Origin of the sequence: Bacteroides sp. AN502(2024) (assembly GCF_041227145.1) — a bacterium.
GTDB lineage: Bacteria > Bacteroidota > Bacteroidia > Bacteroidales > Bacteroidaceae > Bacteroides.
This window is the reverse complement of sequence record NZ_JBGFSP010000003.1, coordinates 3633737-3651180: the sequence shown is the minus strand read 5'-3', so window position 1 is coordinate 3651180 and position 17444 is coordinate 3633737. Positions and strand designations below refer to the sequence as shown.

The following is a 17444-nucleotide window of genomic DNA, read 5'->3' as shown; positions in this document are numbered from 1 at the left end:
AGTTCAGCACAGAAATCAATTAATCTTTTAATATAAAGAAACCATGAAAAAGTATCCGAAAATCGGGATTCGTCCCACAATCGATGGTCGCCAAGGTGGCGTTCGCGAAAGTCTTGAAGAAAAAACAATGAATCTGGCAAAGGCAGTAGCCGAGTTAATCAGCAGTAATCTGAAAAACGGTGACGGTAGCTCGGTAGAATGTGTGATTGCCGATGGCACTATCGGACGCGTAGCCGAAAGTGCCGCCTGTGCGGAAAAGTTTGAAAGAGAAGGAGTAGGTTCTACCATTACCGTCACTTCCTGCTGGTGCTATGGTGCGGAAACAATGGACATGAATCCTCATTATCCGAAAGCTGTCTGGGGATTTAACGGTACAGAACGCCCGGGAGCTGTATATTTGGCAGCCGTATTGGCAGGACACGCACAAAAAGGTCTTCCTGCATTCGGCATCTACGGACATGACGTTCAAGACTTGGACGATAATACAATTCCTGAAGATGTTGCAGAAAAGATTCTTCGCTTTGCACGCGCCGCACAGGCAGTAGCTACCATGAGAGGTAAATCTTACTTATCAATGGGTAGCGTATCCATGGGTATCGCCGGTTCAATCGTCAATCCGGACTTCTTCCAGGAATATCTGGGTATGCGCAATGAGTCCATCGACCTTACAGAAATCATCCGCCGGATGGAAGAAGGTATCTATGACCACGAAGAATATGCAAAAGCAATGGCGTGGACTGAAAAGCATTGCAAGACCAACGAAGGTGAAGACTTTAAGAACCGTCCTGAAAAACGTAAAACCCGTGAGCAGAAAGATGCGGACTGGGAGTTCATCGTAAAAATGACAATTATCATGCGCGACCTGATGACCGGAAACCCCAAACTAAAAGAAATGGGATTCAAGGAAGAAGCCTTGGGACACAACGCTATCGCAGCCGGTTTCCAGGGCCAACGTCAATGGACAGACTTTTATCCTAACGGTGACTATCCGGAAGCCTTACTCAATACTTCTTTCGACTGGAACGGCATCCGTGAAGCATTCGTGGTAGCTACCGAGAATGACGCTTGCAACGGTGTAGCCATGTTGTTCGGACATCTGCTGACCCACCGTGCACAAATATTCTCCGATGTACGTACTTACTGGAGCCCTGAAGCTGTAAAACGTGTAACCGGCAAAGAATTGAGCGGTCTGGCAGCCAATGGTATCATCCATCTTATCAATTCAGGTGCAACAACTCTCGATGGCTCCGGCCAATCATTAGACGCAGAAGGCAATCCGGTTATGAAAGAACCTTGGAACCTGACAGACGCTGATGTAGAAAACTGTCTCAAAGCAACCACTTGGTATCCGGCGGATCGTGATTACTTCCGTGGTGGTGGCTTCTCGTCCAACTTCCTGTCAAAAGGTGGGATGCCTGTAACCATGATGCGTCTGAACCTGATAAAAGGCTTAGGTCCTGTCTTGCAGATTGCAGAAGGATGGACAGTAGAAATCGATCCGGAAATTCATCAGAAACTCAACATGCGTACAGACCCAACATGGCCTACCACCTGGTTTGTACCCCGTCTGTGTGATAAACCGGCTTTCAAAGATGTATATTCAGTCATGAATAACTGGGGAGCCAATCACGGAGCCATTAGCTATGGACATATCGGTCAGGACCTGATCACGCTTGCTTCCATGCTCCGCATCCCGGTATGCATGCATAATGTAGAAGATGATAAAATATTCCGCCCGGCTGCCTGGAATGCCTTCGGCATGGACAAAGAAGGGGCAGACTACAGAGCTTGTGCAACTTACGGTCCAATCTATAAATAAACAAGTTTTTTGTCCTGTATAAATAAATATTTTAACTTTGCAGTTCGTAGGGGGCAGGCTACCTTCTTCTGATATACACAATAAATATCGGAACAGCCTCTCCCCTACAACTTAGGAAAGAAAAACAACTAGCATCCAAGCAGATTACTATGGAAGATACCATCAAACACACTTATCTAGCAGCAGACTTCGGAGGCGGCAGCGGACGGATTATCGCCGGCTTCCTTTTCAACGGCAGATTAAAACTGGAAGAGGTATACCGTTTCTCCAACCGGCAGATCAAACTGGGCAATCATGTTTACTGGGACTTCCCGGCGCTATTCGAAGATATGAAGACCGGACTAAAACTGGCTGCACAAAAAGGATATGCCATAAGAGGTATCGGTATTGATACTTGGGGAGTGGATTTCGGACTGATTGACAAGCATGGGAACCTGTTAGGAAATCCAGTCTGTTATCGGGATGCGAGAACAGAGGGAATGCCGACAGAAGTATTCAAGTGTATAGATGAACACCGCCATTATGCCGAGACCGGTATCCAGGTGATGCCCATCAATACGCTGTTTCAACTTTACAGCATGAAACAAAATCAAGATGTACAGTTGGAAGTCGCCCGGCAACTTCTATTCATGCCCGATCTCTTCAGTTACTTCCTGACAGGAGTAGCCAATAATGAATATTGTATCGCTTCCACCTCCGAATTACTGGACGCCCAATCACGGAACTGGTCACTCGACACCATACACGCCTTAGGTCTTCCCGAACATCTGTTCGGTGAGATTATTCTCCCCGGAACAATCAGGGGCACACTAAAAGAGGATATCGCACGCGAAACCGGACTGGGTGCCGTAGACGTTATTGCCGTAGGTTCACACGATACAGCCAGTGCCGTAGCCGCTGTTCCTGCCACAGAAAGCCCTATCGCTTTCCTTAGTTCCGGCACCTGGTCGCTACTGGGAGTTGAAGTGGATGAACCTATACTGACGGAAGAAGCAAGAATAGCTCAATTCACCAATGAAGGAGGTGTCGGCGGCAAGATCCGTTTCCTTCAGAATATAACAGGATTATGGATTCTGCAACGCTTGATGAGTGAGTGGAAAGCATGTGGTGAGGAACAAGATTATGATATAATCATCCCGCAGGCTACCGAAGCCAAGATTGAAACAATCATCCCTGTAGACGACGCCACATTCATGAATCCGGAAAATATGGAAAACGCGCTCATTCATTATTGCCGGAGCCATGCTTTGCAAGTTCCCCGAAACAAAGCAGAGACTGTACGATGTGTACTCCAGTCATTAGCTTTCAAATATCGTCAGGCTGTGGAACAGCTTAATCGTTGTCTCCCCACTCCAATCCGTCAATTAAATATCATCGGTGGAGGATCACAAAATAAGTTACTCAACCAACTGACAGCTGACGAACTCGGTATTCCGGTCTATGCAGGTCCGGTGGAAGCCACTGCAATGGGAAACATTCTGACACAGGCAATGGCTAAAGGAGAAATAGCCGATCTTCATGAATTGAGAGAAATTGTCACCCGCAGTGTTACCCCACAAGTATATTACCCTAAAAAATAAAAGAATATGGAAACATCTAAAACCGGTTACCAGGTTCAATCTTATGACGTTCCCGTCAAACGATATTGCCAAACTCTCGATTTACGCAATTCTCCGGAACTAATCGCTGAATATCGGAAAAGACATAGTCAGGCAGAAGCATGGCCGGAAGTCCTTGCCGGTATCCGGGAAGTTGGCATCTTGGAAATGGAAATTTATATTCTGGGAACACGACTGTTTATGATCGTCGAAACTCCCCTTGATTTTGACTGGGACACGGCAATGGAACGCCTGAACACCCTTCCCCGCCAACAAGAGTGGGAAGAATATATGGCCCTCTTCCAACAAGCCGCTCCCGGAATGAGTTCCGCAGAAAAATGGAAACCGATGGAAAGAATGTTCCATTTGTATAATACGTAAAAAAACAGAAACAACCATGAAACACACCAAGCAGTCCATCCTTTCGAAAGATGGCATCAGTTATCTTATACCTTTTATTCTCATTACCTCCTGTTTTGCATTATGGGGATTTGCCAATGACATAACCAACCCGATGGTAAAGGCATTCTCTAAAATCTTCCGGATGAGTGCTACCGACGGAGCATTGGTACAGGTTGCCTTCTATGGAGGTTACTTTGCAATGGCTTTTCCGGCTGCCATATTCATCCGTAAATATTCCTACAAAGCCGGTGTTTTATTGGGACTGGGTATGTATGCTTTCGGAGCATTCTTATTCTTCCCCGCCAAAATGACAGGTGAGTATTATCCGTTTCTGATTGCTTACTTCATTCTAACCTGCGGCTTGTCCTTCCTCGAAACAAGCTGTAATCCGTATATTCTTTCTATGGGAACGGAAGAAACAGCTACTCGGCGTTTAAACCTTGCACAGTCTTTCAATCCGATGGGGTCACTTCTCGGAATGTATGTAGCCATGCAATTCATCCAAGCAAAGTTACATCCGATGTGTACGGAAGACCGTGCATTGCTTAACGACAGTGAATTTCAGGCCCTCAAAGAGAGCGACCTTAGTGTTCTGATTGCTCCTTATCTGATTATCGGACTGATTATTGTAGCTATGCTGATTCTGATACGGTTCATCAAGATGCCTAAAAATGGAGATCAGAACCATAGAATAGACTTTTTCCCTACACTGAAACGAATTTTTACCCAAACACGTTATCGGGAAGGGGTGATTGCCCAATTCTTCTATGTCGGTGCACAAATTATGTGCTGGACATTCATCATTCAGTATGGAACACGTTTATTCATGTCACAAGGCATGGACGAGAAAAGTGCGGAAGTGTTATCACAGCAATATAATATTGTAGCGATGGTGATATTCTGTATCAGCCGTTTCATCTGTACATTCATTCTGCGCTATCTCAATGCAGGCAAATTACTGATGATTCTCGCCATCTTCGGAGGTATTTTCACAGTAGGAACCATCTTCCTCCAAAACATCTACGGCATCTATTGTCTGGTAGCAATATCGGCTTGCATGTCATTAATGTTCCCTACCATATATGGTATTGCCCTGAAAGGCATGGGAGATGATGCAAAGTTCGGAGCTGCCGGTCTCATTATGGCTATCTTAGGAGGCTCTATTCTTCCACCGCTACAGGCAAGTATCATCGATATGGAACAGATAGCCTGGTTACCGGCCGTCAATGTTTCATTTATTCTCCCGTTCATCTGTTTCCTAGTGATTACCTGCTACGGCTATCGCACGATGAAAAAGAACTGGTAAAAACATACTAAAACAGTGACACTATCCATGCGTGATACTGTCACTATCCCACTCATATAGTGACGCCATCTCCAACGGATAGCGTCACTACTTTTATTATCTTTTTTATAAACAAATTCCTTTTTTCTTTATATATTTATTTAATTTGCCTATATTTATTTTTTACTCCCAATAAATTGTTATCCTTATGACTCGACAACAAGACAACCTATTTCTTTCAAAACAATTGGAAGAAATATTTACCAAATACTATTTCGCGATGAAATATTTCACCTTCATGTTGCCGAAAGCCACAGAAGATACTGAAGATATTCACAGGATATTTTCACCCAATTATGGACGCAGCCTGAAATATGGCCGCAAGTTTCTTTGCCTCCTTATGTTTATACGCTAACCAAAAACATGACTTTTAATTTCATCAAACATAAAATATAAAATCGGCTTATCAGGAGAAAATGATAAAACAAAGCCTCATTGACGATTTCCCTCAGGAAGATCCTCTCCATGAGCTCTATTATAAAGAGATTCAGTTAATCATCAGATTGACCCTCGACCGCCTTCCCGAGCAACGCAAAAAGATTTTCGAAATGAGCCGCTTCTAAAATATGAGCAACCATGAAATTGCTGAAAAACGAACCATTTCAGTCCGGACAGTAGAACATCACCTCTATTTAGCCCTTCTTGAAATGAAAAAATAACTACATCATTTCATTAAGTGTATTACTTGTTACAGGCAAATCTCCTGTTAACTATTAAAACAGAAAAACCGCCTTCAGCCTTCAGTTCTTCAAAAAAGCCCCTGTTCATCGGCGTTTGGGACTGAAGGCACTCCTGAAAGCGAAAGTGTATGACTCCCCAGCTCTTTCTCAACAGAGGCTCTATTATAGCCAAACAAAGCCTGCATTTCATTGTAACAGAGGCTCTGTTATAGCAAAACAGAGCCTGTATTTCACTTCACTTTTACCGGCATGGTGAGTATATATACCCACTACACTAAATACAGTTCTACCGGCAAATCTGAAAAGGCTGAAACCGCTGAAAGTACTACCCCCTGCCTACAGTACCTTCCTGCAAGGGTCAATATGTTCCGACTTCAGCCGCTATCTCCCTCCAGCAAGGCGTTTGCGGATAAAACTGAAACCGCTGAAAGCGGATTATAGTATGAGAATTCGATAAGAATCACCTAGGGTCTTTTCACTTTTATCAGAAGAAAACTGCACTTCATACATATCAGCAATTTCAAATCGATCAAGGAGATTTCACTCAACGAGTGCAAAAGAATTAAAAAGCTCGCGATTTTTACGTACTTTTGTGGAGAAACCAACTATACAAAATGAGTACAACAGAAAACATTCGAAAAGAATTGCAGGCTTTGGCAGATTCCAAGTATCAGGAATTTCATTCCGCCCTGGTTCCCGGAGTCGGGAATATCCTCGGCGTACGTGTTCCTCAATTGCGGATATTGGCAAAAGAAATCGCTAAGAGAGAAGATTGGCGTGTATTTGTGAAAGCAACCGATACCCAATTTTATGAGGAAACAATGCTTCAAGGAATGGTTATCGGAGCAGGCAAAATGAAACTTGACGAACGAATGAAATACGTGGGTATGTTCGTTCCCCGCATAGACAACTGGGCTGTATGCGACATCTTTTGCGGGGAGCTAAAGGCCACCGCAAAAAAAGGAAAAGAAACTGTATGGCAGTTTATTCAGCCTTACCTGACATCGCCCAAAGAGTTTGAAATCCGCTTCGGGATTGTGATGCTTTTCCATTATATAGATGAAGAGCATATCGACGCACTGCTGACATACGCAGACACTTTCAGCCAAGAGGCTTATTATGCACGTATGGCCATGGCCTGGATGATATCCTTCTGTTTCATCAAATTCCCTGAAAAGACAATGGAATATCTGAAACAGAGTAAACTGGATAACTGGACTTATAATAAATCATTGCAGAAAACGATCGAATCGCTTCGTGTAGATAAAGAAACTAAAGACGTACTCCGAAACATGAAACGACGATAATGACAAGATAAAAAGCCCGGTGAACAGAGTGCCGATAACAGAGTACTCATCGGGTGATTATTATTTTCAATGGATATTCGGAGGCTGTCTAACAAATTCTATTTTAACGATTTCACCCCTGTCAGAATATGATTTGGCAGGGGTGACTTCTAATTACTGAGACTTGTTAGACAGTCTCTTTACCTTTTTCCTTCTGCTTCTGCGTCTCTGTTGTTTCCGACGACTATAACGCTGCCATCTTTTATAAATCATCCAACCGCTCATCCATGCAACGACAATAAAAATAAGAATCGTTATGCCTACTCCCAGATTATCTCCCTTGATACGTGACCAGATATCAAGCACCTCTTTTGTCTTATCGCCAAAGTCACGGATCATGGCACACCGTTCCACAACTTTCCGATCGGGATATTGTATCTTATCAATCTGTATGCTATCGGCACCCGGTCCGAAGAAATAACTAAGATCGGAAAAATAGGTAAGTGTCGTGTCTATCTTCTCTTCCAGAATCTCCGGAGTAGCAATCGAGCTTACATATCCGCAGAAATCCATATTTCTCAGAGCAATGTCCGGACGACACATGAAGTTGATAAAATAGCTGGCTGCTTCCGGATTCCTGGCATATTTCGGAATCACCCAACCGTCATACCAGATATTACTTCCTTCCTTGGGAACTTCGTAATCCAAATTCACACCTACTGCGCCGGCTTCTTCAATCGCCCATATCGCGTCACCGCTCCAGGTCATATTCAGCCAAGCCTTGTTCTTCGTCATCATCTCCTTACCGAAATCGGCCTCCCAGCCTGCTATATTCGGCTTCAGCGCCTTCAGATATTTTTCCGCAAGCCCCATAGCCTGTGGAGAATAGTCGTTCATCAGTTCTTCCACCGTCACACTCCTCTCTTCCAGTTCCTTGGCATGCGCATAAATAATAGCCGTACCGTAAGCATCGCGGTAACTATCTTTCATCAGAATTTTACCGGCATACTTCTTATTCCAAAGACACCCCCAGGAGGTTGCAACCGAATCAGGAACATAAGCACGATTGTACAGAAGACCTGCTGTTCCCCACATATAACATACCGCATAACGGCTGGCTTCTTCCCCCGGCCGGCTCAATTTATTGATTTGCTCACGAATGAACGGAGACACATTATGCATATAATTGGGAGAATGGGCAAAAATCGTATCGATAGGCAGAAGCAGATGCTTCTTCAACATACGCTCGATGATATATTCCGAAGGACAAACCACGTCAAAATCTTCATGACCTTTCTCGATCTTCGTCAACATAATCTCGTTGATGTCGAATGTCTGATAAACGATGCGAATATTCTCGCCCGTCTGTTCCTTATAATACGCCTGAAAATCTTCGAGTACGCTATCCCCGATATAATCCGCCCAGTTATAGATTTTGAGAACCCGTTCGCGAGGCTCGCCGGAATTATAACATCCCGTCAAACTCAGCAACAACAAGATCGCAGGAATTATTCTTTTCATAACTAATAATTATTTGTTCTTCGCTTTCCCCGCCCGGTAATTGATTATAATAAGTAACGCCAACACCACAACAAAAATAATAGCGGAAAGCGGACGAAGCTCCGGTGTCAGACCACCTTTGCGGGCATCAGCGTAAATATAAGTGGAGAGTGTCTCCAAACCTTGATTACCGATGGTAAATACCGTTACGGCAAAATCATCAATAGACAGTGTCAACGCCAGCATAAAGCCACTAATCATTCCCGGACGAATCTCCGGTACAATGACTTTCCACAAGGCTTGCATGGGAGTTGCCCCCAAATCGAGGGCAGCCTCATAGATATTCGGATTCATCTGCTTCAGGCGAGGCAGAACGCTCAACACAACGTATGGCGTGCAAAAAGTGATATGAGCAAGCACTACGGTGGTATATCCTTGCGTGATTCCCAAAGAAACAAACAAAAGGAAAAGCGAAATACCCGTGATTATATCTCCGTTCAGAATAGGAATGCTATTCACAAAACTAATCGCTTTGCGCGAACGGGACTTCAGATTAAAGATGCCGATGGCAGCCACGCTACCCAGCAAGGTAGATGCTGTTGCAGCCAGCAAAGCAATAGTAATCGTGTTCATCAATGCATTCATCAATGAATGATGCGTGTCCGTAGTGAAAAGCGAAGTATAAAGTTGGGTAGAGAACCCGGTCCAGTTGCCCAGCACTTTCGCTTCGGTGAAGGAGTAGATAACGATAATCACGATAGGAGAATAGAGCAACAACAGCAATATCCACAAGTAAGTCTGCGCAAGTATCTTCTTTACCATAACCCACCCCCTTCGTTAGAATGATCCTTATCATCGGTACTGAACAGGGAAGTAGCAGCTATCAGCAACAGCATGATAAGTGAAAGCGCCGCTCCATAATTCCACATACTGTTATTGATATTCTCCTGAATCGTCGTACCGAAGAGTTTGATGTTGTTCATCGTCAGCAACTCGGCAATGGCAAATGTCGATATGGTCGGCATGAACACCATCATGATACCACTCATCACCCCCGGCATGGAAAGCGGAAGGACTACTTTCAGAAAGACTTGCACAGGATTGGCTCCCAAGTCTTGCGCAGCCTCGATATAACTATGATCCATCTTCTGCAAAGTGTTATAGATAGGATAAATCATAAAGGGGATAAAGTTGTATACCATACCGAATATCAACGCTCCCTCGCCCAACGGCACACTGATAAAGTCGAATAAGGCAACAGTGGCAAGGGTACGCACCAGAATATTCACCCACATCGGCAGAATAAACAGTACGACCATCGTCTTGGAACGGTTCAGCTTGCTGTTGCTCAAGATCCAGGCAGCAGGATAACCCAGCAAAATACAAACGAGGGTAGTAATAATGGCAATACCAATCGAATAGACAAAGGTATTGATTGCTTCGGGATGTTCGAAGAACTTCTGAAAATTGGCGAGTGTCAAATGACCGCTATCATCGGTAAAGGCATATACGACAATTAAGAATAACGGTATGATCACAAAGACCACCGAAAAAATAATGTAAGGGAGAGTCCAACTCTTACGTGATGACAAAAAGACTATAAACCTCTTATTCACTTTCTTTCCTGTTAACCGGTTATTTTAACTATACGAATGGCATCCGGAGGGATGGTAATACCTACACGGTCCCCATCGTCCCATACATCGTTCGTATCTACAAATACATCCTCGTCCCAATCTGACAGTACAGTCAGATGGTAATGGTCACCTTTGTAAAGGATAAATTTCACCTCCCCTGTCAGCTTTCCGTCTTCTTCATTATCCTGAAGAATCACTTTTTCAAAGTCTACTTCCACCTTGACATTCGTATCGAAAGCGATTCCTTCCACCGGAACACATTCAAAGTTACAACCCAGGAATTCCACATGAGTAGCATCCAGCAATTTTCCTTCGAACGTATTGCTGACACGCTCTTTCTTCATGATATGAATATCGAAAGGCTTCACCAGCAGACCGACTTCCGCCCCTACTTCAAAATGGTGGTAATCCTGCACCAGAAATTCATATCCGCCGCACATCACCGTCATTTCATAATGTACCCCTTTAAAAATAGAAGTCTCCACCACTCCTACCAACTGTGCCATCTCCGAAACAGGGAAAATATAAAGATCCTCCGGACGGATGACTACGTCTACCGGAACATTCTCGCCAAATCCTTCATCCACACATTCAAACTCCGTACCGCAGAAACGTACGAGTTTATCATGAATCATGATACCGTTAAAGATGTTACTTTCTCCGATAAAGTCCGCGACAAAAGCATTGATAGGTTCATTATAAATATCAATCGGTGTACCGATCTGCTGAATCTTTCCTTCACTCATCACCACAATCGTGTCACTCAACGTGAGTGCCTCCTCTTGGTCGTGAGTGACGTAAACAAACGTGATTCCCAAAGATTTATGCATCTCTTTGAGTTCCATCTGCATATCCTTACGCATTTTCAGGTCGAGTGCTGCCAGCGGTTCATCCAGCAGCAACACTTCCGGCTCATTCACAATGGCGCGGGCAATGGCTACACGTTGCTGCTGACCACCGGAAAGAGAATCCACATCGCGGTATTCATAATCCGTCATACCTACCATTTTCAAAGCAGCTTTCACCTTCTTCTCAATAGTCTGTTTCGGTGTTTTTTTCAGTTTCAGTCCGAAAGCGATGTTATCATACACATTCAAATGCGGGAACAGGGCATACTTCTGGAATACCGTATTCACCGGACGCTTATGGGGAGGGGTTTGTGTTATTTCCATCCCCGAAATTCGGATTTCACCTTCCGAAGCTGTCTGAAAACCGGCAATGAGACGCAGCAACGTGGTTTTACCGCAACCGGAAGGACCAAGGATAGTCACAAACTCACCCTTTTTCACGTTCAGAGTCACATCATTCAATGCTATTTTATCGCCAAAGTACTTCGACACATGGCTCACCTCAATGATGGATTTATCTTCTTGCATATTCATACTAAAGTTTGGGCAGCAAAGGTACATATTTTTGCGGTTTCTACCTACGTGTTAATCTAATATAACAGTGTTTTTCGATGTCCTACAGAAAAAAGATCTATCTTTGCATAAATATTTATTCACTAATTTTACAAAAGCATGAAAAAGTTTACTTATTTAATTATTGCAACGGCAGCGGTAGGCATGATCGCTTGTACTGGCGGAAACAAAGCCGGATACATTGTTACAGGTACAGTAGAAGGTGCGAACGATGGTGACACCGTTTATCTTCAGGAAGCTAATGGTAGAAATCTGACCAAACTTGATACAGCCGTTATTACCAAAGGGACTTTTACCTTTGAAGGTACACAAGATTCTGCGGTCAACCGCTATATCACTTGCAAAGCGAACGGAGAACCGTTGTTCATTGATTTTTTCCTGGAAAACGGAAAAATCAACGTTGCCCTGACCAAGGACAATGACGCTGTTACCGGGACTCCCAGCAATGATGCATACCAGGAAATCAGAGTTCAACTCAATGATCTCAGAAAAAAAATGAGAGCCATTTATGAAGCAATGGGCGACACAGCTTTAAGTGACGAGCAGAAAGAAGCCAAACAAAAAGAAGGTGTCCAGCTGGAAGAACAATATAACAAAGCAATCAAAGAAGGCGTACAGAAGAATATCACCAATCCGGTTGGAGTATTCTTATTTAAACAAACGTTCAACAATAACTCTACGGACGAAAATGAAGCTTTGTTGCAACAAATTCCTGCTAAATTCCAGAATGACGAAACAATCGTAAGAATCAAAGAGATGACTGACAAGCAGAAAAAGACTGCTGTAGGTTCTCAATTTGTTGATTTCGAGATGCAGACTCCGGAAGGGAAGACAGTGAAGTTGTCTGATTATGTGGGCAAGGGAAAAGTGGTATTGGTTGACTTCTGGGCTAGCTGGTGCGGTCCTTGCCGTCGTGAAATGCCAAACCTGGTAGAAGCATACGCTAAGTATAAAGGTAAAAATTTCGAAATCGTAGGTGTATCTCTTGATCAGGATGGCGCTGCATGGAAAGAAGCCATCAAGAAACTGAACATGACTTGGCCGCAAATGTCCGACCTGAAATTCTGGGAAAGTGAAGGTGCGCAGCTTTATGCTGTAAACAGCATTCCTCACACAGTATTGATAGACGGTAGCGGTAAGATTATCGCTCGTGGTTTGCATGGAGAAGAACTTCAGGCTAAAATTGCAGAAGCTGTAAAATAACGGATCGGAAGAAAGGCTTTTCCAAAGGCCTTGAAAAGTATAAAGAGAGGCTGTCTAACAGGCCTCAGTAATTAGAAGTCACCCCTGCCAAAGCATATTCTGGCAGGGGTGAAATCGTTAAATCAGACAAACCAACGTACGTAGCAAAAGTCCTGGCGGTGTGGAAGTTCCGGATTCTTCGGGAACATACGGCAAGCCACCTTGAAACTACCTGCATTTGACAGACTGTGTTTGGCCTGGAACGTATACAAGTCACCTGATTTCTTGACTACATTAAACGGTTCTACAGAGTAAACATGTTGCTTTCCGTCTGCGGTTGTGTAAGTAGTAACCAATTCAAGCCCCACTGCATCATTCAAGCCTTTTTCATCGATAACATAAGTAACAGTATACTCTTTTCCGCTTTCGATATCACCGTTCTTCAAATTTTCTTCCTTGTCACAAGAAACGACTTCAATAGAATCCCACTTGGCAACAACCTCTTCTTTCCAAGCTGCGATTTCTTTCGCCTTTGCATTATCATTAGCAGCCAAAGCGTGGAAACGTTTCGCCAGCTTGCAATAGAATTTACTATAGTAATCATCCAACTGACGCTTCATTGTATAATGAGGAGCAATCTGTGCAATAGAATTCTTCACCACTTTAATCCAACCTTCAGGATATCCTTTCTTATTACGTGCATAATACAACGGCAGGATTTCCGTTTCAAGAATACTGTAAATGGTGGCAGCATCCAATTGATCCTGATGTTCTTGATTCTGGTAAGTACGTTTTTCAGTCAACGCCCAACCTGCACCTTCACGATAACCTTCCAGCCACCATCCGTCTAATACGGAGAAGTTGACAACCCCATTCATCAAAGCTTTTTCACCCGATGTACCGGATGCTTCCAACGGACGAGTCGGAGTATTCAACCAGATATCGACACCGGAAACCAGACGACGAGCCAATTGCATATCGTAATTTTCGAGGAAGATAATCTTACCCAGGAATTCCGGACGACGGGAGATCTCAATAATACGCTTAATCAATCCCTGACCTGCTCCGTCATGTGGATGCGCTTTACCTGTAAACAGGAATTGTACCGGATAATCAGGATTGTTCACGATCTTAGAAAGACGATCCAAATCGGTGAACAACAAGTGTGCACGTTTATAAGTAGCAAAACGACGACCGAAACCAATCAGCAATGCATTCGGGTTGATCTTATCCATCAGTGAAACGATACGAGAAGGATCTCCCTGATTCTTCAACCATGTATCTCGGAATGACTTGCGGATATAATCAACCAACTTATTCTTCATGGTCAAACGAGTCTTCCAAATCTCTTCATCGGGCACATTATAGATGGCTTCCCAAATCTTGGGATTAGACTGGTCGAACCGGAAGTTTTCATTGAAATATTTAAAGTATAATTCTTTCCATTCTGTTGCACTCCAAGTAGGGAAGTGAACACCGTTCGTTACATATCCTACATGATTTTCTTCCGGGAAATAACCTTTCCAGATAGAAGAGAACATTTCCTGAGAAACTTTTCCATGCAACCAGCTTACCCCGTTCACTTCTTGTGAAGTGTTGCAAGCAAAAACAGACATACAGAAACGTTCGCCCTTGTCACCCGGATTGTTACGTCCAAGATCCATCAGATCGTCCCATGAAATACCCATTTTGGAAGGATAACCACCCATATATTTACCGAACAGACCTTCGTCAAAATAGTCGTGACCTGCAGGAACCGGAGTATGAACAGTATAAAGAGAAGAAGCGCGAACCAACTCGATAGCTTGTTCGAAAGTCAATCCTGTAGCCACATAGTCACAGATACGCTGAACATTAATCAATGCAGCATGTCCTTCATTACAGTGATAAACGTCCTTCTTGATACCCAAAGCTTTCAGAGTCAGAATACCACCGATACCCAACAAGATTTCTTGTTTCAAACGGTTTTTCCAATCACCACCATAAAGCTGATGAGTGATAGAACGGTCGAATTCGCTGTTCATCTCATTGTCTGTGTCAAGCAGATACAAAGAAATACGTCCAACATTTACACGCCATACGTTTGCATGAACATAATAATCAAGATAAGGAACATCTACCACCAAAGGCTGACCATTAGCATCCATTACACGTTCAATCGGCAGCTGACCAAAGTTCTGCGCCTCGTAATTGGCAATCTGCTGTCCATCCATAGACAACGTTTGAGTAAAGTAGCCGTAGCGATACAAGAAACCTACCGCACACAAATCAACATTGCTGTCGGAAGCCTCTTTCAGATAGTCACCGGCCAATACACCCAGACCACCTGAATATATTTTCAGAACACTGCTCAAACCATATTCCATACTGAAATAAGCTACAGAGGGACGTTTATCATCCGGCTTCACATCCATATACTCTCTGAATTTCGTATAAACGTCATTCATTCTCTTTAGAATCGCCTTATCTTTTGCCAACGCTTCCAGCTTTTCATAGCTCATACGCTCCAACAGCAATACCGGATTCTGTCCACATTCTTTCCAAAGTTCCGGTTCCAGATCTCTAAATAGTTCAGTCGCTTCAAAATTCCATGCCCACCAAATGTTGCGTGCGATTTCAGACAACTTCTCCAACTCTTCCGGTATACGTGATTTCACAGTAACCTCTTTCCAGTTGGGGGTATTCACATTACTAACTTTGATTTTCATAATGTTTTCATTTACTTATTGATAAATAATTTCTTTCTTAACTCAACTGACGTATCCTTGCTTTACGCAAAGCGATGTCATAAGCTTCATAATAATATTGTATAAAGTGCTTCCATAAAGCCTGTTCTGCAACTTCAGCAGCATGCTTGCGGATTTCCTTCACCTCTTTCTCCGTCTTATCCGCAAATAACGTAATCGTATCTTTGATACCATCCGCCACTTCCGAATAGTTATAATCCGAACGATGTAGCACTTCCACTCCATTACTAATACCATGCTGGTTCTTCAGACTGTTTACCCAAAGCCCGAATCCTGCCAAATCCGTAGTGATTGTCGGCACATGGAATGCTACACTTTCCAGCGGGGTATACCCCCACGGTTCGTAATAAGAAGCATAAACACTCAAATCCTGTCCCAGCAATATATCGTAATATTCTTTATTCATGATACCGTCACGACCATCCAGATAACAAGGAACAAAAATCACCTTCACCTTATCTTCCGGACGATTCCCCATTCCCAGATATTTCAACATATCCAACACCTGGTCATGAGTCATATTATGCAGCCAATGAGTGATAAACGGTACTTCGAGAGGAGTATCAAACTTATCTTTGCTCTTCAAACGTTCTTGCAAATCCTCACGGGGTTCTCCTACCCAACCGGGTACATTAATGAATGCCAACACATTCTTATGCAAATTTTTATCCCTGTTCAAACGGTTCAGTGATTCCAGAAAAACATCAAGCCCTTTATTCTTGAACTCGTACCGTCCACTGGTTCCGATAATTAATGTATCATTATCCAGATTTGTTCCCAATAACTTATTGGCTACATTCAGCATCAAAGCACGTGCACGTTTACGCTTTCCAGTAAATGCACTTCCTTTCGGCACAAAATCATCTTCAAAGCCATTCATCAGAACGACATCTGCCGGTTTGTCCAGTAATTCCTTACACTCATTATTGGTTATTTCACTCACCGTAGTAAAACAGTCGACATAGTGTGCAGTCTGTTTCTCAATCGAATGTTTCGATTGCATGTTCAGTTCCTGCGCCATCTGGTCGCCATTGTAAGCAAATAAATAATCATATAACGGCTTATGATTACCTGCAATGGAACGACCGATAGAAGTAGCATGAGTCGTAAAAATAACAGCAACCTCCGGCACAGCTTCCTGTACATAAAGTGCCCCCATTCCAGTCATCCATTCATGTGCCTGATATACCACCTTATCCGTTTCTGTCAGGTTGTAGCGATAAAAACTTTCCACCACTCTCCCTGCAGCATATGAAAACATAGAAGCTTCGTCGTAATCGCCATAAGCATGTAATGAATCTACTTGATAACGATTCCACATTTCCGTGTATATATCGTTTTTCTTTTCAAAAAAAGGTTGGAAATCAACAAGAATAACTATAGGTTCACCGGGAATATTCCATCGTCCTATGCGGACGGAAAGTCCGTCTTTCTCAAGCGCATGCTTTTTCCAGGCAGCACATAGGTTATCCGACTCGATGAATAAAGGGTTTTCTTTTCCTTGCCACACATCAGGACCTATGAAAAGAATTCTGTCCCGGAACTTTTCCTGCAAAGTATTTGCCCGTGTTGACAAGACGGTATATATACCTCCCACTTTATTACATACTTCCCAACTAGCCTCGAAGATATAATCGGGGGTTAATAAATCTTTTACCATATAATATATTAAAACTCTTTTTAGTATGCGAGTGCAAAAGTACACATTATTCTTTGAAAAATAATACTTTATAAGAAAAATATGAGTTAAGAGGAAGAAAGAATCGTTGTCTTACAATGAAAAAAGAATATCCCCTTGCACATGCGGAACTGCATGTACAAAGGGAT

13 protein-coding genes are annotated in these 17444 nt (G+C 43.2%); 7 read left to right on the top strand and 6 right to left on the bottom strand.

Going from position 1 to position 17444, the window contains the following annotated elements; all coding sequences use genetic code 11:
* Positions 1-43 precede the first annotated feature (43 nt).
* The 6 genes from fucI (at position 44) to AB9N12_RS14345 (ending at position 7151) form a co-directional block, all read left to right on the top strand.
* Positions 44-1819 (top strand): L-fucose isomerase, encoded by a 1776-nt coding sequence (fucI, locus tag AB9N12_RS14370; protein ID WP_369892696.1) that lies wholly within the window; start codon positions 44-46, stop codon positions 1817-1819.
* A 149-nt stretch (positions 1820-1968) separates the two neighbouring features.
* On the top strand, positions 1969-3399 hold the full coding sequence (locus AB9N12_RS14365; RefSeq protein ID WP_369892695.1) for a rhamnulokinase family protein: 1431 nt from the start codon (positions 1969-1971) through the stop codon (positions 3397-3399).
* A 6-nt stretch (positions 3400-3405) separates the two neighbouring features.
* Positions 3406-3798, top strand: coding sequence for an L-rhamnose mutarotase (locus tag AB9N12_RS14360; protein ID WP_369892694.1), 393 nt, complete (start codon positions 3406-3408; stop codon positions 3796-3798).
* Positions 3799-3814: 16 nt separating this feature from the next.
* Positions 3815-5125 (top strand): L-fucose:H+ symporter permease, encoded by a 1311-nt coding sequence (gene fucP / locus AB9N12_RS14355; RefSeq protein ID WP_369892692.1) that lies wholly within the window; start codon positions 3815-3817, stop codon positions 5123-5125.
* Positions 5126-5580: 455 nt separating this feature from the next.
* Complete coding sequence (locus AB9N12_RS14350; RefSeq protein WP_369892691.1) at positions 5581-5727, top strand: hypothetical protein; 147 nt, start codon at positions 5581-5583, stop codon at positions 5725-5727.
* 731 nt (positions 5728-6458) lie between these two features.
* Entirely contained in the window at positions 6459-7151 is a 693-nt protein-coding gene (locus AB9N12_RS14345) for a DNA alkylation repair protein (RefSeq protein ID WP_369892690.1), read from the top strand.
* A gap of 153 nt (positions 7152-7304) precedes the next feature.
* Here the strand turns inward: AB9N12_RS14345 and AB9N12_RS14340 are convergent, their stop codons facing one another.
* From AB9N12_RS14340 to potA, 4 genes are read right to left on the bottom strand one after another with little or no spacing between them, the layout of a single operon-like run.
* Entirely contained in the window at positions 7305-8651 is a 1347-nt protein-coding gene (locus AB9N12_RS14340) for an ABC transporter substrate-binding protein (protein WP_369892689.1), read from the bottom strand.
* 9 nt (positions 8652-8660) lie between these two features.
* Entirely contained in the window at positions 8661-9452 is a 792-nt protein-coding gene (locus tag AB9N12_RS14335) for an ABC transporter permease (protein WP_369892688.1), read from the bottom strand.
* On the bottom strand, positions 9446-10246 hold the full coding sequence (locus tag AB9N12_RS14330) for an ABC transporter permease (RefSeq protein ID WP_369892687.1): 801 nt from the start codon (positions 10244-10246) through the stop codon (positions 9446-9448). The genes AB9N12_RS14335 and AB9N12_RS14330 overlap by 7 nt, the downstream gene beginning before the upstream one ends.
* 11 nt (positions 10247-10257) lie before the next feature.
* The gene (gene potA / locus AB9N12_RS14325) at positions 10258-11649 is read right to left on the bottom strand and encodes a polyamine ABC transporter ATP-binding protein (RefSeq protein WP_369892686.1); all 1392 of its coding nucleotides are present in this window, start codon (positions 11647-11649) and stop codon (positions 10258-10260) included.
* A gap of 138 nt (positions 11650-11787) precedes the next feature.
* On the opposite strand from potA, the gene AB9N12_RS14320 reads away from it, so the two are divergent.
* Complete coding sequence (locus AB9N12_RS14320; RefSeq protein ID WP_369892685.1) at positions 11788-12891, top strand: redoxin domain-containing protein; 1104 nt, start codon at positions 11788-11790, stop codon at positions 12889-12891.
* A gap of 122 nt (positions 12892-13013) precedes the next feature.
* Here the strand turns inward: AB9N12_RS14320 and AB9N12_RS14315 are convergent, their stop codons facing one another.
* Together AB9N12_RS14315 and AB9N12_RS14310 are read right to left on the bottom strand one after the other, a co-directional pair.
* Entirely contained in the window at positions 13014-15578 is a 2565-nt protein-coding gene (locus AB9N12_RS14315) for a glycosyltransferase family 1 protein (RefSeq protein ID WP_369892684.1), read from the bottom strand.
* 37 nt (positions 15579-15615) lie between these two features.
* Positions 15616-17277, bottom strand: coding sequence for a glycogen/starch synthase (locus AB9N12_RS14310; protein WP_369892683.1), 1662 nt, complete (start codon positions 17275-17277; stop codon positions 15616-15618).
* Positions 17278-17444 lie beyond the last annotated feature (167 nt).